25 protein-coding genes, 3 tRNA genes and 1 pseudogene are annotated in these 23,003 nt (G+C 68.8%); 8 read left to right on the forward strand and 21 right to left on the reverse strand.

The annotated features are described in order from the left end of the window. Positions 1-2: 2 nt before the first annotated feature. From ACGFIR_RS01100 to ACGFIR_RS01115, 4 genes are all read left to right on the forward strand, one after another. Positions 3-917, forward strand: a complete 915-nt coding sequence (locus ACGFIR_RS01100) for a DUF3566 domain-containing protein (protein ID WP_393005144.1) — start codon at positions 3-5, stop codon at positions 915-917. A gap of 220 nt (positions 918-1,137) precedes the next feature. Beyond that, a tRNA-Ile gene (locus ACGFIR_RS01105) sits at positions 1,138-1,211 on the forward strand. A 43-nt stretch (positions 1,212-1,254) separates the two neighbouring features. Next, complete coding sequence (locus tag ACGFIR_RS01110) at positions 1,255-1,383, forward strand: DLW-39 family protein (RefSeq protein ID WP_393005142.1); 129 nt, start codon at positions 1,255-1,257, stop codon at positions 1,381-1,383. Between the two features lie 40 nt (positions 1,384-1,423). Then, positions 1,424-1,499 (forward strand) — tRNA-Ala (locus ACGFIR_RS01115). A gap of 61 nt (positions 1,500-1,560) precedes the next feature. On the opposite strand, the gene ACGFIR_RS01120 is transcribed toward ACGFIR_RS01115, so the two are convergent. The 13 genes and pseudogenes from ACGFIR_RS01120 to ACGFIR_RS01180 form a co-directional block, all read right to left on the reverse strand. Next, positions 1,561-2,805 (reverse strand): tyrosine-type recombinase/integrase, encoded by a 1,245-nt coding sequence (locus ACGFIR_RS01120; RefSeq protein ID WP_393142540.1) that lies wholly within the window; start codon positions 2,803-2,805, stop codon positions 1,561-1,563. A gap of 1 nt (position 2,806) precedes the next feature. Then, positions 2,807-2,992 (reverse strand): helix-turn-helix transcriptional regulator, encoded by a 186-nt coding sequence (locus tag ACGFIR_RS01125; RefSeq protein ID WP_393142542.1) that lies wholly within the window; start codon positions 2,990-2,992, stop codon positions 2,807-2,809. Next, positions 2,989-4,284 carry a replication initiator gene (locus tag ACGFIR_RS01130; RefSeq protein ID WP_393143692.1) on the reverse strand — a complete coding sequence of 432 codons (1,296 nt, stop codon included), beginning with the start codon at positions 4,282-4,284 and terminating at the stop codon, positions 2,989-2,991. Before ACGFIR_RS01130 ends, ACGFIR_RS01125 begins: the two co-directional genes overlap by 4 nt. A 138-nt stretch (positions 4,285-4,422) precedes the next feature. Beyond that, positions 4,423-5,118, reverse strand: a complete 696-nt coding sequence (locus tag ACGFIR_RS01135) for a GGDEF domain-containing protein (RefSeq protein WP_393143694.1) — start codon at positions 5,116-5,118, stop codon at positions 4,423-4,425. Between the two features lie 104 nt (positions 5,119-5,222). Continuing rightward, the gene (locus ACGFIR_RS01140; RefSeq protein WP_393142544.1) at positions 5,223-6,170 is read right to left on the reverse strand and encodes a hypothetical protein; all 948 of its coding nucleotides are present in this window, start codon (positions 6,168-6,170) and stop codon (positions 5,223-5,225) included. Beyond that, positions 6,167-7,252 carry an FtsK/SpoIIIE domain-containing protein gene (locus tag ACGFIR_RS01145; RefSeq protein WP_393143696.1) on the reverse strand — a complete coding sequence of 362 codons (1,086 nt, stop codon included), beginning with the start codon at positions 7,250-7,252 and terminating at the stop codon, positions 6,167-6,169. Before ACGFIR_RS01145 ends, ACGFIR_RS01140 begins: the two co-directional genes overlap by 4 nt. A 383-nt stretch (positions 7,253-7,635) precedes the next feature. Next, on the reverse strand, positions 7,636-7,875 hold the full coding sequence (locus tag ACGFIR_RS01150; RefSeq protein ID WP_393142546.1) for a hypothetical protein: 240 nt from the start codon (positions 7,873-7,875) through the stop codon (positions 7,636-7,638). Between the two features lie 3 nt (positions 7,876-7,878). Beyond that, entirely contained in the window at positions 7,879-8,154 is a 276-nt protein-coding gene (locus ACGFIR_RS01155; protein WP_393142548.1) for a hypothetical protein, read from the reverse strand. 413 nt (positions 8,155-8,567) lie between these two features. Further along, on the reverse strand, positions 8,568-8,891 hold the full coding sequence (locus ACGFIR_RS01160) for a hypothetical protein (protein ID WP_358167587.1): 324 nt from the start codon (positions 8,889-8,891) through the stop codon (positions 8,568-8,570). A 176-nt stretch (positions 8,892-9,067) separates the two neighbouring features. Beyond that, a complete protein-coding gene (locus ACGFIR_RS01165; RefSeq protein WP_393142550.1) occupies positions 9,068-10,315 on the reverse strand; it encodes an MFS transporter in 1,248 nt (415 codons plus the stop codon). Positions 10,316-10,325: 10 nt separating this feature from the next. Further along, the gene (locus ACGFIR_RS01170) at positions 10,326-10,526 is read right to left on the reverse strand and encodes a DUF397 domain-containing protein (RefSeq protein ID WP_393142552.1); all 201 of its coding nucleotides are present in this window, start codon (positions 10,524-10,526) and stop codon (positions 10,326-10,328) included. Positions 10,527-10,546: 20 nt separating this feature from the next. Further along, positions 10,547-11,404, reverse strand: a complete 858-nt coding sequence (locus tag ACGFIR_RS01175) for a helix-turn-helix domain-containing protein (RefSeq protein ID WP_393142554.1) — start codon at positions 11,402-11,404, stop codon at positions 10,547-10,549. A gap of 594 nt (positions 11,405-11,998) precedes the next feature. Further along, positions 11,999-12,280, reverse strand: a pseudogene (locus tag ACGFIR_RS01180) (hypothetical protein); the annotation flags it as partial. 202 nt (positions 12,281-12,482) lie between these two features. On the opposite strand from ACGFIR_RS01180, the gene ACGFIR_RS01185 reads away from it, so the two are divergent. Beyond that, positions 12,483-12,713, forward strand: coding sequence for a GntR family transcriptional regulator (locus ACGFIR_RS01185; protein WP_393142556.1), 231 nt, complete (start codon positions 12,483-12,485; stop codon positions 12,711-12,713). A gap of 28 nt (positions 12,714-12,741) precedes the next feature. Here ACGFIR_RS01185 and ACGFIR_RS01190 read toward each other — a convergent pair whose 3' ends face one another. After that, positions 12,742-13,251: a hypothetical protein gene (locus tag ACGFIR_RS01190; protein ID WP_393142558.1), complete on the reverse strand. Its 510-nt coding sequence runs from the start codon at positions 13,249-13,251 to the stop codon at positions 12,742-12,744. Positions 13,252-13,446: 195 nt separating this feature from the next. After that, positions 13,447-13,914 carry a hypothetical protein gene (locus ACGFIR_RS01195; protein ID WP_393142560.1) on the reverse strand — a complete coding sequence of 156 codons (468 nt, stop codon included), beginning with the start codon at positions 13,912-13,914 and terminating at the stop codon, positions 13,447-13,449. A gap of 1,116 nt (positions 13,915-15,030) precedes the next feature. Between ACGFIR_RS01195 and ACGFIR_RS01200 the strand changes: the two genes are divergently transcribed. Further along, positions 15,031-15,108 (forward strand) — tRNA-OTHER (locus ACGFIR_RS01200). Between the two features lie 64 nt (positions 15,109-15,172). Here ACGFIR_RS01200 and ACGFIR_RS01205 read toward each other — a convergent pair. Both ACGFIR_RS01205 and ACGFIR_RS01210 read right to left on the reverse strand, forming a co-directional pair. After that, entirely contained in the window at positions 15,173-15,781 is a 609-nt protein-coding gene (locus ACGFIR_RS01205; RefSeq protein ID WP_393142562.1) for a hypothetical protein, read from the reverse strand. Between the two features lie 505 nt (positions 15,782-16,286). Beyond that, the gene (locus tag ACGFIR_RS01210; RefSeq protein WP_393005591.1) at positions 16,287-16,796 is read right to left on the reverse strand and encodes an O-acetyl-ADP-ribose deacetylase; all 510 of its coding nucleotides are present in this window, start codon (positions 16,794-16,796) and stop codon (positions 16,287-16,289) included. A 144-nt stretch (positions 16,797-16,940) separates the two neighbouring features. Between ACGFIR_RS01210 and ACGFIR_RS01215 the strand changes: the two genes are divergently transcribed. Next, positions 16,941-17,810 (forward strand): GyrI-like domain-containing protein, encoded by an 870-nt coding sequence (locus ACGFIR_RS01215; protein ID WP_393142564.1) that lies wholly within the window; start codon positions 16,941-16,943, stop codon positions 17,808-17,810. A gap of 140 nt (positions 17,811-17,950) precedes the next feature. On the opposite strand, the gene ACGFIR_RS01220 is transcribed toward ACGFIR_RS01215, so the two are convergent. The 3 genes from ACGFIR_RS01220 to ACGFIR_RS01230 all read right to left on the reverse strand — a co-directional run bounded on the left by ACGFIR_RS01220 (position 17,951) and on the right by ACGFIR_RS01230 (position 21,053). Then, positions 17,951-18,715, reverse strand: a complete 765-nt coding sequence (locus tag ACGFIR_RS01220) for an HAD family hydrolase (RefSeq protein ID WP_393142566.1) — start codon at positions 18,713-18,715, stop codon at positions 17,951-17,953. A gap of 95 nt (positions 18,716-18,810) precedes the next feature. Continuing rightward, positions 18,811-20,016, reverse strand: a complete 1,206-nt coding sequence (locus ACGFIR_RS01225) for an NAD(P)/FAD-dependent oxidoreductase (RefSeq protein WP_393142568.1) — start codon at positions 20,014-20,016, stop codon at positions 18,811-18,813. Positions 20,017-20,108: 92 nt separating this feature from the next. Continuing rightward, positions 20,109-21,053 carry an RNA polymerase sigma-70 factor gene (locus ACGFIR_RS01230; RefSeq protein WP_393005132.1) on the reverse strand — a complete coding sequence of 315 codons (945 nt, stop codon included), beginning with the start codon at positions 21,051-21,053 and terminating at the stop codon, positions 20,109-20,111. A 93-nt stretch (positions 21,054-21,146) separates the two neighbouring features. On the opposite strand from ACGFIR_RS01230, the gene ACGFIR_RS01235 reads away from it, so the two are divergent. Next, positions 21,147-22,133, forward strand: coding sequence for an L-threonylcarbamoyladenylate synthase (locus ACGFIR_RS01235; RefSeq protein WP_393005130.1), 987 nt, complete (start codon positions 21,147-21,149; stop codon positions 22,131-22,133). 45 nt (positions 22,134-22,178) lie between these two features. Here the strand turns inward: ACGFIR_RS01235 and ACGFIR_RS01240 are convergent, their stop codons facing one another. Then, entirely contained in the window at positions 22,179-22,982 is an 804-nt protein-coding gene (locus ACGFIR_RS01240; protein WP_393005128.1) for an MBL fold metallo-hydrolase, read from the reverse strand. Positions 22,983-23,003 lie beyond the last annotated feature (21 nt).

Raw genomic sequence — 23,003 nt, forward strand, 5'->3', positions numbered from 1 at the left:
GAATGACGGAGACACAGGCGAAGTCGGGGAACACGGGGACCTCGGCCACCCCGGTCGACGAGGAGGCCGCGAAGAGCGGCACACAGGCGACCGGCCGCGCGGCCGTGGGTCGGGCCACCGTCCCCGCCGACGCGCCTGCCCCGAAATTCACCCGGGCTCCCGGAATGACACCGCCTCCGGACAAGCCCTCCGACGACGGGGACGCGGCGGACCGGACCGAAGCGGTGGCGGGCGACAAGCCGGCCGCCACCGCCAAGCCGGCGCCCGCCGCCGCACCGACGACGACACAGCCGTTGAAGCTCGGTGCCGCCCAGTCGGCGGGCACGACCGGGACACAGCCGCGGATCACGGGCGCCACCGGCACCCAGCCCCGCGTCACAGGCACCGCGAAGCCGCAGCCGGACGGCGCCCGCCCGACCGGCGTCGGTCGCCCCGCGAACGGGGGCGGCCTGCCGCCGGGGGTCGGCGGCGCAGCGGCCGTCGGGGCGGCGCGCGTGGGTGATGCGGTACGCGCCGCGCGTACGTCGGTCAGCTCGGCCGCGTCGCGCGGGCCGCGCCGGGCCCGGCTGAACCTCAAGCGGATCGACCCCTGGTCCGTCATGAAGTTCGCGTTCGCGGTCTCGGTGGTGCTCTTCATCGTCGTGGTGGTGGCCACCTCGGTGCTCTACCTGGCCCTCGACGCGATGGGCGTGTTCACCAGCGTCAACGACAGCCTGACCGACCTGGTCAGCGCCGGCGGCGGCCAGAGCACCAGCGGCTTCCAGATCACCGCCAAGGGCGTGATCCTCAGCTCGGCGCTGATCGGCCTGGTCAACGTCGTGCTGTTCACGGCGCTCGCCACTCTGGGGGCGTTCGTCTACAACGTCTGCGCGGACCTGGTCGGCGGCATCGAGCTGACCCTCGCCGAGCGCGACTGAACCACACCGGAAGCCGGGGCACCGCCGAGCGCGGCGCCCCGGCTTCCGCGTATTTCGAGGCACGTCACCGGCTTCGGCGGGGCCGCGCCGGGCAGCGTAATCGGCTGGGCCGGGCGGGACGCCTCCGGTAGGTTCGGAGGCGACGGGTTCGCCCGGCCGGCGCGCAGGCCCCGATTTGGGGCCGGACGGACGGATGGGTTAACCTTGCTCGTCGCCATGCGGGGCTATAGCTCAGTCGGTTAGAGCGCAGAGCTGATAACTCTGAGGTCGCTGGTTCGATTCCAGCTAGCCCCACCGCACATCGTCCGACGACAGTCGAGCACGAGGGGTAGGCCCCATGTTCAAGAAGCTTCTGATCCTGGCCGGCGTCATCGGTGTGGCAGCCGTGGTGGCCAGGAAGGTCAAGGCTTCCAACGACGAGCGCGCCCTGTGGCACGAGGCGACCACCGCGCCCGACCTGCGCTGACCCGCTGGCATCGCCAGCACCGGCGGCACCGCCCGCCGTGGGGGCCCTAGCTCAACTGGCAGAGCACTGCCTTTGCAAGGCAGGGGTTAGGGGTTCGAGTCCCCTGGGCTCCACCAACATCGCCTCTGACCAGGCGATCCCTTCTCGCAAGATCAACGGGCACAAGCCGGGCACATGTCAGTCATGATCTTGCGGCCGAGCGGTCGCCTTGTTGGCACGCTCCGCCGCTGAACTCAGAACCGAGCCGACGACGCCGCTGGGCCGGTCTCGCTTCGGCATCCAGTGCACGTACGTCTCCAACGTGATGCGCAGCGTCCTGTGCCGAAGTAGACGCTGCACCTCCTGTGGCTCGACGTGGTTGGTGATCAGCGTCGTGGCGAAGAAGTGCCGCAGTGCGTGAAACCCGCCGTGCTTCTTGGGCCAACCAGCGGCATCACGCCATCCGGCCCACTCTCGGGACCACGTGCGATCAGTGAAGGCGTTGCCCCGGGTGGTGGTGAACAGCAACGGCACGGTTCGCCGCACGGGCTCACCGGAGGTGATGTCGACCATCTCCACCGGCTCGGGCGGAAAGTCCCGGACGTGATCGGCCAGCACTTGACCCACGAACGGGTCGAGATCGATGGTTCCCGACGATCCGGACTTCGGTTCGCACAGGTAGACGCCGCCGTACTCCTGCGGTGCATAGCGCAACTGCTGAATGACGTGCAGCTCCCCGCGCCCCCGGTCGACACACCGGGTGCCCGCCTCCATCCCCAACATCTCACCGAACCGGCAACCCTGGCCGGCACCCAGCCATACGGCCGCTCGGTACCGCGCCGGCACAGCTTCCAACAGCGCAAGCACTTCGCCCTCAGTCGGAACCCACTTCGGGACCCGAGACATGCCCCGCAGCACCTGAGAAAGCCGCACCCCATCGCACGGATTGTCAGCAATGATCTTGTCGGTGACAGCGGCGTTGAGCACCGCATCCAGCAGCTCGAAGTACAGCTTCAGCGACGACTTCGGCGTGCCGTCATCCAGCCGCCGAGTCAACCACTCCAGCACGCCGGTTAGCCGAATCAACCGAAGCGGACGGTCACCAAACACCGGATACAGGTGACGGCTCAGGTTCGACTTGACCCGGTCTCGGGTCTCCAAGGCCCAGCCGATCTCACGCGAGAGCCGCCACCGCTCGCCATACTCACGGAAGGTGACCTGTCGTTCCGCCTGATCGATCTTGACTTCATCCGCGACGCCGACACGGGCCTTCAGGTCGAAGGCTTCCGCGTCGGTCTTGCGCTCGAACAGCTTCTCTCGGGGGTCACCAGCGGCGTCGGCGTAGCGCACTCGCCACCGCTTGCCCCTGCCGTGCCGCTTGGAGGGGAGCCGCTTCTTGTCTGGCCCGCGCTTGGTCAGGTACCAGAGGTCATCGATGGGCATGTCAGGCCGCCTTGTCGTTGAACCAGGCCCGCACGTCGGCGGGGTCGTATCGGAGGTGGCGGCCGACGCGGGACGCGCGGGGGCCGATTCGGCGGTGGCGCCATTGGTAGAGGGTGCCGACGGGGATGCCGAGGAACGTCGACACGTCGGTGACGCTCCACAGGCGTTCGGTGGTGGGGGTGGTCATCGGGGTTCCTTTCTGGCTTGCTGTCGTGCCGTTCGGATGCGGTCACCGATCGCGGTGGCGAGTTCGAGTTGTTCGGGCGAGTCGTAGCCGATGCCGAGGATCTGCCAGTCGTTGACGACCAGGACGTCAGTGTTTTCGGGCAGGCCGGCTTCGGTGAGCGCGGTGTGGATCTGGTGGGTTCGGCGTTCCGCGCGAAGGTTCTTGAAGGTCGTGGAGTAGATCCGCGACTTGGTGAGGAAGTGACCTCGGAAGCCGAGCATGTGCGCCCAGTGACGCAGTTTGAGATCGGCGTACTGGTCGAGTCCGCCGAGGTCCCACGCGGTTTGGATCATCGCCCTGTGGTGGGCGGACACCCGAAGCCGGTCGATGTGCGCCTGTGAGCGGATACGACGGTCGCCGGTCTCTGTGGCGCCGGTGCCCTTGGTGGCGTACTTGGCGATGTAGCCGGCAAGTCGGGTGTCGGCCACGGCCTGGTCCCCGTCGTCGTCTGCGTCGTCGATGTCGACATCGGTGGCGGTGATGTCCTTGACGTCGACCTGTGCGCCCCACCCGAGGGGCAGCGCGGTCCCGTCCGGTCGGGCGGTGTCCAGCTCGACGGAGGAAGCCGCGGAACGCACCGCGTCAGCCAGGACGTCGGCGGTGAGCCACGCCGGGGGCGACGAGTCCGGCCCGGAGGGGCCATCGGCGCGGATGACGGCGTGGAAGTGGACCAGGCCGCGCCGCTGGTATTCGGCGACCTTGGCGTAGGAGATCCGCAGGTGTGCCCCGGATGCGCGGACGGTGAGGCCACCAGCGGCAGCGACCGCGCGGCGTAGGGCGATGGTGAAGCGGTGCCAGAGTTGGCCGCTGTGTGCCTGCCACAGCACGGCCCCGGCGTAGTCGTACGTTGCCGGGTCGACCGGGCTACCCAGGAGCGGATGACCCTCGGGGTGCCAGCGTCCGCAGGAGCAGGGCCGCTTGCCGGGCCGGTTGTGCACCGCACCGAACGACGGGGCGGTCAGGGTGACGAACAACCGCGTCGACCGGGCCACGGTGTCGGGGACGCCCTTGCCGCCGGACATGCCCGAGTGGATCAGGTGCCAGGCGTCAGCGGCGTATCGGTCGGCGCAGGACGGGCATACGGCCGATCGGCGGGTACCGCACGGCGCCCACACCTTGCCCTGTCGAGAGGCGATGAGGTCACCGCTGCCGGTGTGCCGGACCTCGAACTTGCCGAGCAGCCGAACCGGTTGCAGGCAGCCTTTGACGCTCTCGACGCCGGCCCGCCATTCCTTGTAGGCGGGGGTGCGCATCCACCGGGACAGGGCTGCCTCAGCGTCATACGCGGTGGTAGGTGGTAGTGCCATGGGGGCTCTCCTTTCGGAGACGGGCCTGCCGTGCTCCAGGACGTGAAGCACGGCAGGGCCAGAGCGAGGGGGAAGGCTCGGAAGTCAGTGGGCGTAGCTGGTGACCGCAGCGCCGCTGAGGTCACGAACCCGCACGACCGGCCGAGCGGTGGCGGCCGGGGTGGTGTGGTCATCGCGGCGAGGGTCGAACGTCGCGACTCCGGCGCGGGTGGTCTTGGCCCGGTACATCGCGGCGTCAGCAGCGGCGAGAGCGGCGGGCAGGTCACCTACGGCGGGGGCGAGGCCGACGCTGGCCGTTACCGCGACCGTGACGCCGGTGGGTAGATCGACCGGGGCGGCGATCACCTGGGCGAGTCGGTTAGCGACGGCAGCCGGGTCGAGTCCGTCGATGAGGGCGGCGAACTCGTCTCCACCGAGCCGCGCGGCTACTGCGTTGATCGTGCGGAGGCGGCCGGCGATGGTGGTGAGCACGATGTCGCCGGCGGCGTGGCCGTGGGTGTCGTTGACGGCTTTGAAGCCGTCGAGGTCGATCACCGCCACGTACGGCCGGGCCGGCGCGAGGTGCGTCCACGCCTGGGTGAGGCCGGCGCGGTTGGCCAAGCCGGTCAGTGGGTCACGTAGGACGGCCCGCCGCAGGGCGGCCAGCTCGTAGCGGAGCACGGTCAGCCGATACCGGTTCCAGCACACCAGGACGACAGCGGCGACCAGGAGCAGACCGGTAACGACGGTGAAGCTAATCGGGGCTCCACTGTGGACGGCGAACGACGACAGGTAGGGCAGCGAACGGGACACGGGGTGCCTCCTCGGGAGGGAAAGACAGGGGCCGTGGGGGCCCGCCGCGCTCGCAGCGATGGAGCGCGGCAGGCCCGAGAGGGTGCAGGGGGTTAGTGCGTGTAGCCGTTGGCCGTGGCCGGGGTGAACCGGTCAGCGACCTTCGAGGCGATTGACGCCGGTAGCCGGGTGGCCTGTTGGATGTCGACGGCGGTTACCGGGCGGTCCAGGTCCGCGACGAGTCGCCGGATCTGGGCTTGCATCACGGCCGGGATGCCCAAGCCGTCCAGGGCCGGAGGCTCCGCAACGGCGTCACTGGTCGGCTCCACCCGGGGGACCGGGATCGAGGCTGGAACCTGCACCGGAGCGGGCGCCGCAGCCGGGACCGGTGCCGGGGTGGCGGGTTCCGCGACGGCGGCCGGCACGGTCACCGGAGCCGGAGCCGGAGCCGGAGCCGGGACGGAAGCAGGGGCCGGGGCGGGGGTCGGGGTGGTCGTGAGGTTGATGGCCCGTCGTGCTTGGGTGCAGCGTGCCTGCACGATCGGCATGACCTCGGCCAGGAAGAACACCAGGATCGGCACCATGAGGTGCGCGGCCAGCATTCCGGCGCTGACGCCGCCTTCCCGGGGCCACAGCGCGGGCACGACGTTCATGACGAGCGTGGAGCCGAGCAGGAACCGTTTCAGCCAGTCGACCGCCTTGGAGTCGATGTCGATCTCTCGGGCGATCATCGCGGCTTCCCAGCGCAAGACCGTGATGAGGATGCCGACAAGGCAGGGCTCGACTCCCCAGCAGCCCCACCACACCGGATCGGTCGGGGTGAGGTGACCGGCGAGGAAGTCCTGAACGCCGGTGGTGGTGAACACCGACCCGATGGCCAGGAACAGCCACAAGGACCGGGTCACGCTCACCCTCAGCCGCTCGATCTCGACGATGTCCAGCGCGGAATCCTGCTCCAGCTCGTGAAGCTGCCGGGCAACGTCGAGACGCTTGCTCAGCTTGCGAACCGGGCGGGGCTGCTTCGCGGGCTTGTCGGTATCGGGGTTGTCCACCACGATCACCGACCCGCCGCAGCGAGTTCAGTGTGGGGCCAGCCAGCGACCCGCACCAGCTCGCGGATGTCGGAGTCATCGCAGTACGCCGCCCGCACCCGCAGAGGGGTCCGCGACCGTTGCTTGACCACGAACCCGATACCGGCCGTGCTCGGGTGGTTCGGGATCTCGTCGGCCAGCGCGCCCCGGCGTCGCATGTCGTCCCCGAGCACCATGTCGACGTGTCCGGCCGACGTGGTCCGCAGGCACACCCGCAGGGAGAACAGGTCCCGCTGAGGAATCACGTCCTTGGTGGGCTCTTGAAGCGCGCCGATGACGCTGCCGCCCAGGGCGCGAGCCTGCGACAGGATCAGCGGCAACACCGCCTGCACGCCCTTGGTCAGCGACCGGTCGCCGTAGCCGGTCACCGCCCCCAGCTCATCGATCACCAGCAGATCCAGCGGGGTTTCCCGGGACAGCTCGAACGTCCGCCGGCCCTGCTCCGCCAACACCTTTTTGCGGGCCTGCATGGTGGCCCAGTACTCCTGGACGACCTCCACGATGTCGCCGTCAGTCTCGGCGTAGCGGTGCGACACCGGCCGCAGGGCGTTGAGTTCCGTGCCCTTGGGATTGACCACGTGCACCCGCACCAGGCCGTCACGGATCAGCGGCGCGCACGCCCGCATCGCCATCCACGTCACCGAGTTCTTGCCCGACCCCGTACCACCGTTGACCAGCCAGTGCTGGCCGATCAGCGGAGCGATCCAGTCGGTACCGTGCTCGGTCTCGCCCAGGTACACATTCGCCAGGCTCACCGCGTCAGCGTCGCCAGGCAGGTCCGGCGGAACGATGACCTGAGTAAACGGCTCGGACCGCTGCACGATCAGCGCGATCACCTGCGCGCGAACCCGCTCGATACCGACCCGCTCCGCGTTCAGAGCGACCGCCAGGGCGTCGGCTGCCTCTTCCCACTGCTTGGGGGTCTGGCCCAGGAGCAGCCGCACGTACACCGTCTCCGTCGACGGCGAGTGCGACCGGATGCGCATGATGCGGGGAACGTTGACCGCCCCGGTGACCCGGTGCACCGTCACCAGGTTGCACGCCTCCGTCACCCGACCCCACCACGGCCCGAGATACGCCCGCGACAGCCACCGCCGACGCACCGCCCGCAACCTCGGGGCCGCCAGCGTCGACCAGGAGTCCGGGTGACCCCGGTACCAGCCCACACCCGCCGCCAGCACACCCGCCGCGACACCACCCGCAGTCACCGGACCGAGCTGCGCCACACCAGCAGCCACCGCCGCCGGAGCAGCCACAAAGCCCGGGTGCCGCAGCGCCCACCCCGCGACCTTCCATTCCAACCCCTGAGTACGCTTACCCATCTCCCGCACCTACCTTCATCAGCTTTTACGCAACTAGTCGAATCTGTTTCTGGGTAAAAGAAAGGCCCGGATCGGATTACCAACCCGGGCCTTTCCGATGAAACTGTTTGCTGTCAGCGCACCGCCGCGAGCATCTTCTTCGCGAGGTTCGTGGACTGCTTCGCCTTCTCCGTCTCGTCCATCCACGGCGCGGCCTCTTCGAGCAGAATCAGCAGCACCGCGACCGACCGACGAAGATCGTCGTAGTGCCGCATGTACCGATGCCGCTCCGGCATTCCCTTCATTGACGACCGCATCAGCCGCATGGCCTGATCGATAGCGTCATAGGTGTCACTAACCCGGTACGAGGCCATCGATCAGCCCACCTTCCACGGCTTGGCAACCAAGTCCGCCTCGAACGTCTTCACCCGCGTGTGGAACGCCCGCAGCGCTTCTACCGCCTGCTTCTGCGCGTCCTCCAGGTCTTCCACCCGGGCCGCGAACTGGTACAACGTCCCCGGCGGCGGCTCACACGCACTGATCAGGCTCTTAGCGCCGTCCAACAGTATCGACAGCCCCTGCACGTTGCCCATCAGCGCCTCATACCGAGACCTACCAGTCCACGACTTCACAAGCTCCGGCACCAAATCCATACACCGCTCCTTCCGGTCTAGGCACCACCATCGGTGGGCACCACCCGCCCCCGGAGCGCACACCCCAAGGGACGGATAGAAGCCACCGACCGGCGACTACCATCGGCCGGAAATGCGCCAGACCCGCCGCCACCGACGCATCTCACGGCGAATAAGACCAACGTTCAGAGAAACCGATAGCAACAGTAGGCCGATAAGAATTAACTCAAAGTCCGACACGGCAACCTCCCTTCCGAAACATCAATATTCGAATAGCGGCATTGGGCCTGTTTTAGACAAGGCTGTAGTCACTGTGGAATTCTCAAAGAACGATCAGTCAAGGATGAAGCCCAGCACGCAGACCGCATTACCTTGACAAAGTGCCCCGACCCGACTCGAACGGGTCACCCACCAGAAGGGGCGGGGCCGAAACCTCAGGCCGCCTTGAGGGCCTGCGCCTTCCACGTCAGGCCGCTACGCCCGTCCCGCTCCCAGTGCGACACCGTGGCCCCGATCAGCTCCACTAGGTCGCCTTCCTCGATCCCCTCCGGGTTGATCGAGAGAGTGATCTTCAGTTCCTCACCCTTGCCCCGGTAGCCGTCATCAGTGGCAAGGGGCTTGGCGAACACCGCCACCGTGTACAGCGGATCGTCGGAGCCGTACGCCGTCAGCACCCGCCCCTCCTGATCCATCTTGATCGACGGCTCCTCCACCACCCGCAGCTTGAAGCCAGCCAGGTTCACCGGAATGTTTCGCATGCTGCCTCGTTCTCCTTGCCGTCGTGTTTGTGTCGTTTACGCCAGATAGTGCGCTTTGCCGCGTGGCCCATCTGCTCTTAGCGAGATGCGGCACATCTTGCATATGCACGATGCTAGTCCGTGACTATGCACGATGCAACCCATCGACCCCTGGAGAACTCAGATGGCGCGGGAGGTTACAAACGTCGGAAAAGGGGCACCGATAGGGCTGCTACCGCCCCGACGGTGACAGCGGCGGCGGCGATCATCGGGGCGCGTAGGCCAGCTCCCGCAGCCACCAGGCCGCCGATCAGGGAGCCGATCGGTGCAACGCCGTTGCCGATGAGCCGGAAGGCCGAGACGACCCGTCCAAGTAGATGGTCAGGAACGAGCTGCTGTCGGGCCGAGACCACGGCAACGGTGACGAGGGTCGACGTCGCGCCGAGCGCTACGAAGCCCAGGGCTGCGAACCACGGCGAAGAGGTTGCGGCGATTCCGAGCCAGGCTGCCCCCTGGCAGATGCAGGCGAGTACGACCGCGCCGCGCATCGTGAGTACACGGACGAGCGGAGCCGAGACCCAGCCGGCAACGACGGCCCCAGCCGCGCTGACGGCGAGAAGCAGCCCGAAGCCCAGGTCGTTTACACCGAGCGCTTCAGTAGCGAACAGAACCAGGGTGGCTGCGGCAACGTTGTACGTCAGGTTGTAGACGGCCAGGCACAACGACAGCACGAGAAGCAGGCGGTCACGGAGGAGATAGGAGAAGCCCTCTCTGATCGCGGCCCCGATGCTCTGGCCGGTGTCGCGTGGTGGTGGGGGAGCGGGCGGGACCTTGGCAACCAGGGCAGCGGATGCCACAAAGGACGCTGAGTCAAGCGCGAACGGCACCCAGGGGGCGATCGAGAACGTCAGTCCGCCGATCGGTGGCCCGACCAGAGACTTTCCTACGGTTTCGCCAGCGAAGATCCGGCCGTTTGCTTGGGTCAGACGTTCCTGATCGCGCCCAACCACGTGGGGAAGCATGGCCTGTGCTGCCGGATCCGAGAAGCACTGCCCGGTAACCACCAGAAACGATGTGATCGCAAGCAGGGGAATGGTCGCCATGTCGAGCAGGACCAGGACGACGAGGAGTCCGAGGCCCAACGCCCTCACGAGTTCAGAGACCACCATGACCAGGCGGCGAGAGAACCGGTCGACGATGGCACCCGACCAGAAGCTCACCAGGAACCAGGGAGCAGCGGCAGCAGCGCTGACGGCGGCGACGCCGAGCGGGTCACGGGTAAGGAAGGCGGCCAGGAGGGGAGCGGCGGCGATGTATGCCCCGTCGCCAACGCTGGACACGGCAGCAGAGCCCCACAGCGCGCCGAAGCCCCGCGAGGGTTTCGGCTGATCGTGCTTCGGCTCTGCCATCGTTTCCGTCATCCGCTCGCCCTCCAGGCCCTTCACGCGGTGTCTACTAGGACTCGAAGCTTCCGGTCTTGAGGCCGTCGAGGAAGCTTCCCCAGGCGGCGGGGAAGAAGGTCAGCACCGGCCCGGCACTGTCCTTGCTGTCTCGTACGCCGATCTCGGTGCCGGCCAGTTCGGCAACCTCGACGCAGTTGCCGTCGCCGCTGTGGTTGCTCTTTCGCCAGTGCACATGGGTTGGGTTCTCTGCCATGCCATCTCCTTGATGAGGGGTTACGAGGCGTCCGCGAAGGTATCGATGACCTTGCGAAGCAGGGCTAGTGAATCATCAAGTGACAGTGCGGAGGAAGTCAGTTGCTCAAAGTTACGTAGGAGCTGCGCGGTTGGGCCGGTCTCGGTGATGTGGTGATCCTGGGTGGTCGTCTCGACCAACGCCTTGAGAGTGTCGGGCGAGGTGTAGCGGAAGACCATCAGCGGATGCTGCATGAACGACGACTGCTTTCGGTCGAGGCTGATAATGCGCAGCTCAACATTCGGCAGGGCGGCATACTCGGCCAGCTTCCGTAGTTGCTCGGCCATCTGATCGACTGGAACGGGACGCCAACGAAGCACGGCTTCAGGCAGCGTCACCCGGTACTGGGGACCGTCCCCCCGGAGCATCGTCGACCTACGGGCCATCCGGTGTTCGACCGCTCGTTCCTCGTTGGCGGCCCCAGCCATCCTGATGACGCTCCGGGCGTATTCCTCCGTCTGCATGTAGCCGGGCAGAATTACCGGGTTGTAGTGGTAGATCTCGGCGGCCGAAGCTTCCAGTGCCACGAAGTCCTGTTGCCTGCGGGTCAGTCCGACCCCGGTGGAGTTTCGCCAACTGCCGGAGGTCGCAACCGTTGCCAACTCCAGCAGTCGAGCACTCGTCGACTCGGACGCCCTGAGTCCGGCCAACGCCGTACGGACATCATCAAGCGACGGCAGGGTCCTCGCCTGCTCGATCCGGCTTACCTTCGACTGGGACCAGCCCAGCAGATCCGCCAAGCCCTGCCCGGACAGCCCAGCCTGTTCCCGAAGCTGTCGCAGCTTCGCGCCAAGCTCATGACGCGCGGCGACCTGTTCGGGCTCTGCGAAGCCTGCCACCGCAACTCCGATCGTCCGTGTATATGCACGATGCTACCGGTTGACCTGCGTAAACTCCAGTCAGGCACCCGACATTGCGAGCCCCGACGGAAGCAGCGCTATCGCGAACCGTGTAGCCGAAGCGTGGTGTGTTCAGACTTTCTTTACTTGGTCAAGGGCGGGCCTGCGGCCCGCCGCCGTGTTCGCGCCGGGGCGCGCGTGCGGCCTGGCGGCCGGTCACGCCCCGGCGCACGGCCTATCAGGGGGAGCCCTTGGCAGCCGCAGTGCAGCCCCCGGTCGACCGGGCTAACCCTCGGTGTACCCCGGCGTCAGAACGGGCCGCCGCCGGGGACTGAGCGCCGAGAATGACCCGCAGGGCAGGACCGGCAAGCCCCAAGCATGGGGGCGGCGTCCGCGGTGCCGAGCACATGACCCCCCGTGCCAGCTACGACCGAGTCGGGGTCAGGTCAAAACCATCGCCTGGAGGGGGGTGGGTAGCCGCCGGGGTCAAGGTGATCGGCCAGGAGCCGACTCCGCTGCCGGTCCCGGTTTAGGTCAAGAGCGCCGCTGTGGCGGTGTCCGCCGGGTGCCGGACCGTGACACGAAAGCCGACTCCGACCCCAGGCGCCCATCAGATCCACGGGCAGAGCGCAGGCCGGCAAGCCTGACGAAGATCTCCCGCTTGTCGACAGCGTTGCCCCGCTCATCGAGCTGGTAGCCCGTCAGCCACACCCAGCCCGGATAGGTCGGCTTCGGGCACACCGAGATCACCCGGAACAGGAATCGCGGCTGTCGTGCGAACTGCACCGACGCTTCCCGGTCGATCCACAGCTCATCACCGGGCTCAGGCGGGCGCTGCGGCCTGGTCCACGTGCGGCCCTGCTGTTCGGCAGGCATCAAGGCCCTCCCTGCTCGAAGGTTGCCCTGCCCGGCCGAGTCGGAGGAACCCCAGCCGGGCAGGGATGCCGCCGCACCGAGGCGAGTTCGGATCCTCCACGACCAGCACAGCGGGTAGTCGCACCATAGCCCAGCCGGTCTATGGTGGTCCATGGTCTACCAAGCCTGACCAGTGCCGTTCCTGCACACCTACTGTCGAGCCGTGATCGACCCCGAAGGGCCGGTTCCGGTCTACCAGCAGTTGGCGACGATCCTGCGCGAGCGGATCGAGCGCGGAGACCTGCCGCCCAACCGGCCGATTCCTAGCGTGGCCCGGCTCCAACAGGAGTACGGCCTGGCGCGCGGCACCATCCTGCACACGGTTCGGGTGTTGGTCGCTGAGGACCTGGTCTACGTCGTGCCCGGGAAGGGCACGTTCGTCAAGCCGCGGTGAGCAGAGCGCAGGCCGCCGACGTCAGCCGTCAGCACCGGTCGGGCCGGATGTAGGCGCCACACCAAGCCGGAGCCTTGACCGACCAGACCCGCCAACCGCCCCGATCTTCTCGGACCTCGAAGCGCCAGGAATGCCGACTGCCTGTCTGTGACACCTGGTCGAGCCACCAAACCGCGTAGACCTCGGTGACCACCAGGGCGACGCCGTCGCGGACGTGGTCGACCTGCAACGGACCCGATTCCAGCTTGCTGGGCGGCATGGCGGACCCCGACATCTGCGCCCGGTAAGCGCGCCACTGACGCACCAGCTCGTCACGGCGATCGCCGGCAAGCACCCGACGCAGCCCGCCGTCATCCCCGCTACTCAGCCGCAGCAGGTAGACAGCCACCGCCGCATCGGGGGCGCGCTCTCCCTGTTCCGCCTCAACCTGGGCTTTCACCGCCCACGCCGCAGGAACGGCCAGCGCACCTGTGCCCGCCATGACGACGAAGGACAGGACAACCCAGGGCCACCGCCTGGAGAGGGCTTCCCGCTTCACGTCAGGCACTCTAGTGATCTTGAGTTGGCTTGATCAAGTTTACCGAGATCAATGCAAATGCAAGATCATCGGGCACAGATCCGGCACAACTGAGATCGAAAACGGGTGTAAAACGTCGAGAGGCGCTGAGGGGTTCCGCCCTGCTCAGGGGCCAGATCTGCCCGTTTCCGGGTGATGTCCACTTGGCTTGTCACATTAGTACCTGTAGTCCGCAGTGAAGTTAACGCTCCAAGTTGCAGCGTCCCAGGCAACCCGGCAGTTGCGCCAAGCCTTCGCACCGGTCACAGGGTAGCTCTGGCAGCCGGAAATCCCCATAGGCGAGGCTTCGCCCGTGGTCTCGGAAGGGATCTCGATCGTGCTGACGTTGACGGAGCCGTCCTCGTAGCGGTAAATGGTCCGCTCGGCCCCATCAATCTGATCTACCTCGGTGGCGACAGGCGCTGCGCCACTCTCTGAGTCCCACCTCTCGCCCTTAACGAAGGCCTTAAGTAGCACCTTCTGGGTCTTCTCGGGTACGTCGTACTTGGTGAGGGCAGTGCGAACGTACTCGATGTCAGCCTTCGACGCCTGTGCGTCGGCCGACGCCGGAGCGCTACTGAGGAAGGTGCCACTGAGCGACCCTGCCAATACCAGCGTGGCCGCCATGATGGTTTTCCGGAACACGTTGCTCCCTGATTCTCGGGGTCAGGGGTAGTCTAGGCTAATTGCGCCCATTCCGCCCTGCCTTGAATGCCTTGACAACCCGAGCAATGAGGAAACCCAAAGCGATAATGCCTACCACTAACACAATATGCCATGGCTTTACGTTCACGACTCTCTCCCTCCGTGCCTTTGGCGAGGATTTGCCGCTTCGGTATTTGATGCCTCAATGCCCGTGGAAACGACATTAGACATCAAGTACAGATAGGTCAACCCCGATATGTTGTTACAAATGCGAAAAAAAAACGACTGATGCGTGGGGTCGGTAAATGCGCTCTTTCTGATATCCTCACGTTGGGCAAGATCCAGTTTTCTGACTGCTGGTCAAGCTTATGTCTCAGTCGAGGGCGGGTACACCCGGCCCCGTCTGCGGCCGCCGTGGCTCGAGAAGACGTGTGGCAGCGCGCCCCTGTCGCCTTGGCCTTGGTCGCCGGTCAGCATCGGTCTAACCGGATGTAACTACAACACCAGGCTGGAGCCTGAACCGTCCAGGCCCTCCACCCACCACGGCCTCCTCAAATCTCGAAGCGCCATGCATGTCTGCTCCCGTGAGTAAGCCCTGGTTGTGCCACCAGATCGCATGAACCTCGGTGACGACCAGGGCTACGCCGCCTCGGACGTGGCTGACCTGTAGCGGACCTGCTTCTAGCTTGCTCGGAAGGCTTCCCGAACTCGACATGTCTGCCCGATGTGTGCGCCACTGGCCAATGAGATCATCGCGGCGATTGAAGGCAAGCACTCGACGCAGCCCGACATCGTCCCCGCTGCGCAGCCGCAGCGGGTAGGCAGTCACCGCGGCATCGGGAGCCTGCTCACCCTGTTCGGCTAAACCTGCGGACCCTCACCGCCCAAGCCGCAGGAACGGCTAACGCACCTGGGCACGCGATGACGGCGAGGGGCAGGAGAGCCCAGGGCCAATGTTTCGCGAGGGCTTCCCGCTTCACGTCAGGCACTCTAGTGATCATGAGGTGCATCGATTAACTACGATTCTCCCATGATCATCGGGCACAGATCCGGCACAACCGAGACCGAAAACGCGTGTAAAGCGTCGAGAAGCGCTGAGGGTTCCAGCCCTGCTCAGGGGCCAGATCTGCCCGATTGCGGATGATCTCTAGTCTGCCCGAGGGGTTAGGGGTTCGAGTCCCCTGGGCTCCACCAGCACTTTCCTTTGTTGTGGCACCAGAACCGAACGACAGATGTAGTTCGGTGTTGAAGTGCCTGGTCAGCCGGGTTCGTTGATCTGGTCGACGACCTGTGGGTTGATGGCCTGCCACTCGCTACTTGTCAGAGCGCGGGTTCGTTCAGCCAACCGGCGCAGGGCTGCCACCGCTTCTTCGGTTAACTGCCGGCCGCTGTAGCCGACGTAGGCCACGATTCCCGGTGCCGGCTCCCAGGCGAGGGTGCCGTTGCCGCCGAGCCCGACCGATACGACGGCCTGTCTCCCGTGGACCGGCCCGGCGTCTTCGGTTCGCTCGGCGTAGAGCTGGTCTTCGAATCCGCCGCCGCTGGTCACCGCTGTGAAGGTCAGGCCGCTGCCGAGCGCTTCCTGTTCTCCCAGGCTGGCGCTGCCGTAGCGGATCTGATGGATGGCCGGCGGCCGGTAGGGACCCGTGGACACCACCACGTAGCCGGCCGGGCGTACGACCGGGCGGCCGGCCACGATCGTGGTGCGGGCCGCGATCGCGATCAGCTCGGCCTCGCTCAGGTCACCCCGGATCCGCGCGTACGTCCCGGCGATCGACCACGTGACCATCCGGTCTTCCGCCCTGCCGATCACCGCGCCCACACCGACAGCACGGCCGGCTTCCGGCGCGTCGACCGGGAACGTCACCACCGCTCCGTTCCTGCCGAGAGAGCCGTCCGACCGACGCACCACCACGGTCCACGGGCCATTCCCCGCCGTACGGTCACATTGCTCCACAGCCGCACCGGGTCCGGCCGAGACTGGGGCGATCAGCAACCCGGCCACCGGGTCCACCGCCGCAGGATTCTGGTCCGCACCGACCAGCGCGCACGGCGGAACCGCAGAGGTCGCGGTCACCGCCGGCACCACCGGGCCCGGACTCGGACTCGGACTTACCCGTGTCTCCCGCCGCACCCCGTGATCACCGGAGAGAACGACGGTCGCAGCAGCGACGACAGCGGCCGACAACCCGACCACGATCAACCACCGCGGTGGCCGCCACCGGGGATCTTCGGAGCCGAAAGTGACGACGTCCACACAGCCATCATCGATGGCGCACCTGTCGGCGTCCACTGCTTGGCACGACCGCGCTCCGTACCCGTGGCCGGCGGCTGCGATCCGGTAGGCGCGGTCGGCGGCAGGCCCGGACGGGTCAGCCCGCGGCTGCCATCGCGGCTTGCAGGTGCTTCCGGGTGTCCTCGTCGAATGCGACGAGTCGTACCCGTTGAACGTCCGTCGGCGTGGACCTGATCGTCGCGACGGCGATCCGGGCGGCCTGGTCGGGAGGGAAGCCGTAGACGCCGGTCGCGATCGCGGGGAAGGCGACGGTCCGGGCGCCGAGTTCGTCGGCGACCTGGAGGCTCCTGCGGTAGCAGGAGGCCAGGACTTCGGCCTCACCGTGGCCGCCGCCTTCCCAGACGGGCCCGACGGTGTGGATGACGTGCCGTACGGGTGGGTCGAGGTCGAACGCCGGGGTCGGCATGGCGTCGCCCGGCTCGCAGGGACCGATCGCACCCCCGGCCTGGGCCAGGCGAGGCCCGGCAGCGCGGTGGATCGCTCCATCGACACCGCCGCCGCCCAGCAGGGACTCGTTCGCGGCGGTGACGATGGCGTCCACGTTGTCGCGCGTGATGTCACCCATGACGACCTCGATCACTGCCACAGCAGAATCCTGGCACAGGCACCCGGTCGGCGGCACGCGCGTGTGTTCAGCGCCGCGCCGCGCCGCGCATGATCGGATCGGATCTCTACGGTCGGGTGCGGTCGGGGGCTCCTCGGCCAGGCTTGACGTCGAAGGGAGGCCCTCGTGATCGTGGCACTCAACCGGCTTGTCGACCTGGTCGAAGAGCACCTCACCGAGGAGCTCGACGTCAACGGATTGGCCAGGGCGCTCGGCACGACCGAATACCACCTGCGCCGGATGTTCTCGTCGTTGGCCGGCATGCCGTTGTCGGAGTACGTGCGCCGGCGCCGGATGACCGTCGCCGCTGCCGACGTCGTACGGGGCGAGGACGATCTGCTGAGCATCGCCGTCCGGCACGGGTACGGCTCAACCGAGGCGTTCGGTCGCGCGTTCCGGGCGGTGCACGGCGCCAACCCCGGTGACGTTCGCCGCGACGGAGGTCCCCTTCGCACACAACCGCAGCTCAGGTTCCGCCTGACCGTCGAAGGGAGCATCCCCATGGACACCCGCATCGTAGAGCGCCCCGCGTTCCGGCTCGTCGGACACGCAGCCCGGGTCCCGCTCATCCACCGGGGCATCAACCCGCACATCCAGCAGCACATCGCCGCGCTCCCGCCGCAGGAGCATCTCCGGCTGAAGTCCCTCAGCGACATCGACCCGGCCGGGCTGCTGCAGGTCTCCGACGACCTCGACCCCGACGCCACCGAGGGCAGCGAACTGACCTATCTGCACGGGGTCGCCGTGTCCCGGGACACGCAGGCCCCGGACGACCTCGACGCCATCGAGGTGCCGGCCGGCATGTGGGCGATCTTCCGCACCTCCGGACCTCATCCGAAGGCATTGCAGGACACCTGGGCCGCCACCGCGACCGAGTGGTTCCCCTCCAATCCGTGGCGGCTGCGGCCGGGGCCCTCGATCGTGGCGATCCTCGATCGCGCGGACGACTTCAGCACCGCCACCTGCGAGCTGTGGCTGCCCGTCGAGCCGACGTGACGGACCTGCGGGAGCAGTAGACAGCAAGGATCCGGCCCGGCCACCCGCCGTCACGCGGTCGGGGGCCGGGCCGGTGATCCCGCAGCAGGCGTGCGGCCGGGGCAGGACCGTGGACCACTGGGGCGGTTCAGCCCGGGCGTCTACCGGGTCTGGCCCACCCCGCTGCTCGACAGCAGCTCCAGCAGCCCGTGGCCGTCCTCGATCCGCGCGTCCGGCTCGACATCCAGCAGCGCCGCCTCGCGGTCGGTGCGGGGCGACCGCATCAGGATCGCCGCCCCGGCGCCGGCGCGGCGGGCGCAGACGATGTCGCGGTGCACGCTGTCGCCGACGAACCAGCAGTCGCCGATCGGCACCGCGATGGCGCCGGCCGCCAGCAGCGCCAGTTCCGGGTTCGGCTTCCGGGGCCCGGCCTCGTCGCTGTAGAACTCGGCCCGGAACAGCCCGGAGAGCCCCGCGGCGGCGAGGAAGTCCCGGTGGGCGGCGCCGCAGAGCGTGTTGCTGACGACCGCCATCGGCAGGCCGGCGTCGGCAGCGTGGCGCAACGCCTCGGGGATGCCGGGCCGCACCGCCCACCCCTCCCGCCAGGTCCAGGCGTACGCCAGCGGGGTCGCCTCCCGCTCGACGGCGTCGCGGGCCCCGCGCGGCCAGGAACGGGTTACGAAGTCGGCCCACATCCGGGCGTGTGTCAGCTCGACGGGCTCGCTTGTGCGGCCCACGTCGTCGCGCCACAGGGCGTACGCGCGGGCGCCCTCGCCGAGGTCCCGGACGATCTGCTCGTCCGGGACCTCGCCGTCGACGAGTTCGGCCAGCCGCCGCACCAGCCCGGGGGTGGCCGGTGGTTGAGTTGGCGCGTCGGCCAGGACGCCGCCGAAGTCCAGCAGGAGAGCCCGAGGGGTACGAAGCATGCCGCCATCCTCGCGCACCGGAGGGCGATTGAGACGGGCCGTGGTCCGTCGGGGCGGACCCGGGACCGGCCAGGGCGCTGCTGGCGGGCGATGCGCTACGCCGGCGCGTCGATGGTCGAGCCCGCCGTCGTGGGCTTCCGCGTGACGCGGTGGCGTCGGACGGGCAGGCCGAACGTCGGGTTGGCGACGCCCCAGGCGGCACCCTTGGTGACCGCCTCCTTGTAGCTGGCCGCGAGGCGCCCGGTCAGGGCCGCCCGTACGGCGCGGTCGTCGGCGGTGACGTACTGGATGAGGCCCTCCCGGCGGCCGAGCGAGACGCACTGGTTGAAGTAGCGGATCTGCCGGGTCGGCAGGCTCCTCCCGGTCAGGCGCGCGGCGATCGCGTCGGCGGCCTGCCAGGCGGCCGGAACTCCCGAGGCGCACGACATCCGCAGCGGCTTGCCCCCGGGGCCCTTGGCCATGGCCGCGTCGCCGACGGCGTACACGTCGGGGTGTGAGACCGACCGCATGGTCTCGTCGACGACGATCTGGCCGGAGCCGGCGACCTCCAGGTCGGTCGCCTTCGCGATCGGGTGGACCGCGAAGCCGGTGGTCCACACGGTGACGGCCGCCGGGACGGCCCCGCCGTCGGCGGTGACGACGCGGTCGGCTTCGACGCCGGTGACGGTGGTGTGCTCGTACGCGGTGACGCCGAGCTTGTCGACGACCTTCCGGAGGTGCTTGCGGCCCTTCGGGGAGAGCCAGTCGCCGAGGCTGCCGCGGGTGACGATGGCGACGTCGAGGTCAGGGCGCGACTCGGCGAGCTCCGTGACCGCCTCCAGGCCGGTGAGTCCGCCGCCGACGACGACCACGCTCTGCCCGGCGTCGAGGCGGGCCAGGCGCTCGCGTAGCCGGAGCGCTCCGGGACGGCTGGAGATCTCGTGGGCGTGTTCGGCGGTCCCCGGGACGCCCTGCGGGTCCCAGCCGCTGCCGAGGGCGTAGACGAGCGTGTCGTACACGAGGTCCTCGGTGCCGTTCGCGTCGACGACGGCGACGGTCCTGCGCTCGACGTCGACGCCGGTGACCTTCGCGACCCTCAACCCGACGCCGGTGCCGGCGAACATCTTCCGCAGCGGCCGGGGCCTGAGCTCCTGACCGGCCGCCAGTTGGTGCATGCGGACGCGCTCGACGAAGTCGGACTCCGTGTCGACGACGGTGATGGCCACGTCCTCCCGGTGGAGCCGCCGGGCGAGGCGGCCGGCGGCGATGGCTCCGGTGTATCCGGCTCCGAGGACGACGATGCGGTGCTGCGTGTGCTGCATGTGCATGCTCCTGTCTCGCGCGGGTTGCCACCTGAACCGGGTGGCCCGCCGTTTCCTGACAGGAACCGCACGTGAAGCAGGTCACATGGCGGTCAGAAGGCGTGGAAGAGTGGTTCGCCGTGGTCGGTGGCGGCCCACTGGGCGGTGGCCCGTACGAGCTTGTCCGGGTTGCCCTGGGCGCGGAGCGCGGCGATGCCGTCGGCGGTGACCTCCAGGCACATGATCCCGATGACCCGGCCGTCGACGACGGCCACCACGGCGGGGTCGCCGTTGGCCGTCCAGGCGTAGATCTCGGGCGTGCCGCCGACCAGGTCGCGCTTCGCCTTGCCGGGCTTGAACAGGCCCCACAGGAACTTCGCGACCGCGACCGCGCCCTCGAACGCCTTGGCGCGGGCCGGAACCTTGCCGCCGCCGTCGCCGACCGCGACGGCGTCCTCGGTGAGCAGCCGTACGAGCGACTCCATCCGGCCGCTGGTGGCGGCGGCCAGGAACTCCTCCGCGATCCGCCGGGCGGCGGCCTCGTCGACTTCCACCCGGGGCTTACCGTCGGCGACGTGCCTCTTGGCGCGGTGGAGGATCTGTTGGCTCGCGGCCTCGGTGATGTCGAGGATCCCGGCGATCTCGCGGTGCGGGTAGCCGAAGGCCTCCCGCAGCACGTACACCGCCCGCTCGTGCGGCGACAGCCGCTCCAGGAGGGTGAGGACCGCGTACGAGACCGATTCGCGCTGCTCGGCGGCTTCGGCCGGGCCGAGGATCGGGTCCCCGCCGAGCAGCGGCTCGGGAAGCCACTGGCCCACGTAGGTCTCGCGGCGCGCCCGCGCCGAGGTGAGCTGGTTGAGGCACAGGTTGGTGAGAACCTTCGTGAGCCAGGCCTCGGGGACCTCGATGCGTACGACGTCGGCGGCCTGCCAGCGCAGGAACGTCTCCTGCACGGCGTCCTCGGCCTCGGCTGCGGAGCCGAGGAGACGGTAGGCGATGGCCTCCAGGCGGGGCCTGGTGGCCTCGAACCGCTCGACGTCGCGCCCGGTGAGGGACATGCTTCGATCCTAGGCACGGCGGCGCGACACCTGAGGGGCACACCCGCACGGCCGCCCACGGGCCGCCCGCCCCGGCAGGTTAGCGTCGCAGGTGTGACCACCGGATCCCCGCGCGTACTCCCGGCCGACAGCGGCATCGCCGAGGCCGCCTCCGTCCTGCGTACGGGCGGGTTGGTGGCCTTTCCCACCGAGACCGTCTACGGGCTCGGGGCGAACGCGCTGGACGCGCGCGCCGCCGCCCGGATCTTCGAGGCGAAGGCACGGCCCAGTTTCGATCCGCTGATCACGCACCTCGCCGACGCGGCCGAGCTGGAGAAGCTGGTCGGGGCGGTGCCGCCGACGGTGGCGGCGCTCGCCGGGCGGTTCTGGCCGGGACCGCTGACGCTGATCGTGGACCGGCCGGCGGCCATCCCGCCGATCGTCACCTCCGGGCTGGCGACGATGGCGGTCCGGGTGCCGGACAACGCGTACGCGCGGGCGCTGATCGCCGCGGCCGGGGTGCCCGTGGCGGCGCCGAGCGCGAACCGGTTCGGCCAGCTCAGCCCGACCCGGGCCGAGCACGTGGTACGCGGACTGGGCGCCGCCGTGGACGTGGTGCTCGACGGTGGGCCGACGCGGTGCGGCATCGAGTCGACGATCGTGGACGCCCGGGCCGGCCGGCCGGTCGTGCTGCGCCTCGGCGCGTTGCCGCTGGAGGCGCTGGAGGAGGCCGCCGGCCCGCTGACCGTACGCCCGGGCAGTTCCGGGCAGCCCGTCGCGCCCGGCACGCTGGCGGCGCACTACGCCCCGCGTACGCCGCTGCGGCTGGCGACGGGCGGGGAGCCGCCGGCGGCCGACGGGGTCCGGCGCGGCTTCCTGGCCTTCCGGGAGCCGCCGGCGGGCGACTGGGCGGCGGTCGAGGTGCTCTCCGCCGCCGGTGACCTGACCGAGGCCGCCGCACGACTCTTCGAGGCGCTGCACGAGCTGGACGCCACCGGGGTCGGTGAGATCGTGGTCGAGCCGGTTCCCGAGACGGGTGTCGGCCGCGCGATCAACGACCGGCTGCGTCGCGCCGCGGCGACCTGGCAGCCCGCGGGGTGATGCCGGCGCGGGGCGCCGCGAGCCCGCGCGGCTGCGTACGCGGGTTCAGTCAGGCGGGGTGAGCGGGACGGTCTCGCCCCGGGCGATGGTGCGGACGCTCCCGGCGAAGCCGCGCTGGCGGGCCTGCGCCACGAAGTGGCCCAGCGGCGAGCGGAACACCGGGTAGTCGTCGTAGTGGATCGGCACGGTGAGCTTCGGCCGGACCAGCTCGACCAGGTCGGCGCCCTGCCGCGCGTCCATGGTGAGCAGGATGCCGGCGATCCGGGTGCCGCCGAGGTGGATCAGCATGGCGTCGATGTCCGGGTACCGCCGGGGGACGTCGGCCAGCATCGGCCGGTTCAGCGTGTCCCCGGTGACGTAGAGGCGGAACGCGCGGGATCCGTCGCGTTCCAGGTCGATCATCGTGCCCATGACGTCGGGCAGCAGCAGGTCCAGCGGGCCCGGCCCGTGCCTGCCCGGCATCGAGGTCAGCCGCAGCGTCTCGGCGTCCCGGCGCAGCTCACGGGAACGCCAGGTGGGCAGGCCCTCGGCGGCCCGGAAGCCCCAGCGGCGCAGCTTGCGCTCGGCGGCGGGCGTGGTGACGATCGGCAGTTCCCGGTCGAGTTCCCGGCGGGCGACCCGGTCGAAGTGGTCGCCGTGCAGGTGGGACAGGACCACCGCGTCGAGCGACGGCAGTTGGGCGATCCGCAGCGCGGGGTCGGTACGCCGCCGCGACCAGAGCCCCTTGCCCAGGTACGCGCGCTGCCCTCGGTGCAGGAAGTTCGGGTCGGTCAGCAGGGTGAACCGGCCGATCCGCAGCACCGTCGTGGCGGTGCCGATGAACGTGACCTCGGGCTGCGTCGTCGACATGCTCAACCTCCACCGCTAGCC

The organism is Micromonospora sp. NPDC049051 (assembly GCF_043197575.1).
Taxonomy (GTDB): domain Bacteria; phylum Actinomycetota; class Actinomycetes; order Mycobacteriales; family Micromonosporaceae; genus Micromonospora.

Excerpts from the sequence above, each read along its gene's own strand:
- ACGFIR_RS01160 (WP_358167587.1), bottom strand. The coding sequence starts at position 8,891 with ATGCGAAACATTCCGGTGAACCTGGCTGGCTTCAAGCTGCGGGTGGTG.
- ACGFIR_RS01170 (WP_393142552.1), bottom strand. The coding sequence starts at position 10,526 with ATGGCAGAGAACCCAACCCATGTGCACTGGCGAAAGAGCAACCACAGC.
- ACGFIR_RS01230 (WP_393005132.1), bottom strand. The coding sequence starts at position 21,053 with ATGTCCCTCACCGGGCGCGACGTCGAGCGGTTCGAGGCCACCAGGCCC.
- ACGFIR_RS01130 (WP_393143692.1), bottom strand. The coding sequence starts at position 4,284 with ATGCGCACCCCCGCCTACAAGGAATGGCGGGCCGGCGTCGAGAGCGTC.
- ACGFIR_RS01100 (WP_393005144.1), top strand. The coding sequence starts at position 3 with ATGACGGAGACACAGGCGAAGTCGGGGAACACGGGGACCTCGGCCACC.
- ACGFIR_RS01110 (WP_393005142.1), top strand. The coding sequence starts at position 1,255 with ATGTTCAAGAAGCTTCTGATCCTGGCCGGCGTCATCGGTGTGGCAGCC.
- ACGFIR_RS01225 (WP_393142568.1), bottom strand. The coding sequence starts at position 20,016 with ATGCAGCACACGCAGCACCGCATCGTCGTCCTCGGAGCCGGATACACC.
- ACGFIR_RS01150 (WP_393142546.1), bottom strand. The coding sequence starts at position 7,875 with ATGGCCTCGTACCGGGTTAGTGACACCTATGACGCTATCGATCAGGCC.
- ACGFIR_RS01120 (WP_393142540.1), bottom strand. The coding sequence starts at position 2,805 with ATGCCCATCGATGACCTCTGGTACCTGACCAAGCGCGGGCCAGACAAG.
- ACGFIR_RS01125 (WP_393142542.1), bottom strand. The coding sequence starts at position 2,992 with ATGACCACCCCCACCACCGAACGCCTGTGGAGCGTCACCGACGTGTCG.
- ACGFIR_RS01220 (WP_393142566.1), bottom strand. The coding sequence starts at position 18,715 with ATGCTTCGTACCCCTCGGGCTCTCCTGCTGGACTTCGGCGGCGTCCTG.
- ACGFIR_RS01240 (WP_393005128.1), bottom strand. The coding sequence starts at position 22,982 with ATGTCGACGACGCAGCCCGAGGTCACGTTCATCGGCACCGCCACGACG.
- ACGFIR_RS01155 (WP_393142548.1), bottom strand. The coding sequence starts at position 8,154 with ATGGATTTGGTGCCGGAGCTTGTGAAGTCGTGGACTGGTAGGTCTCGG.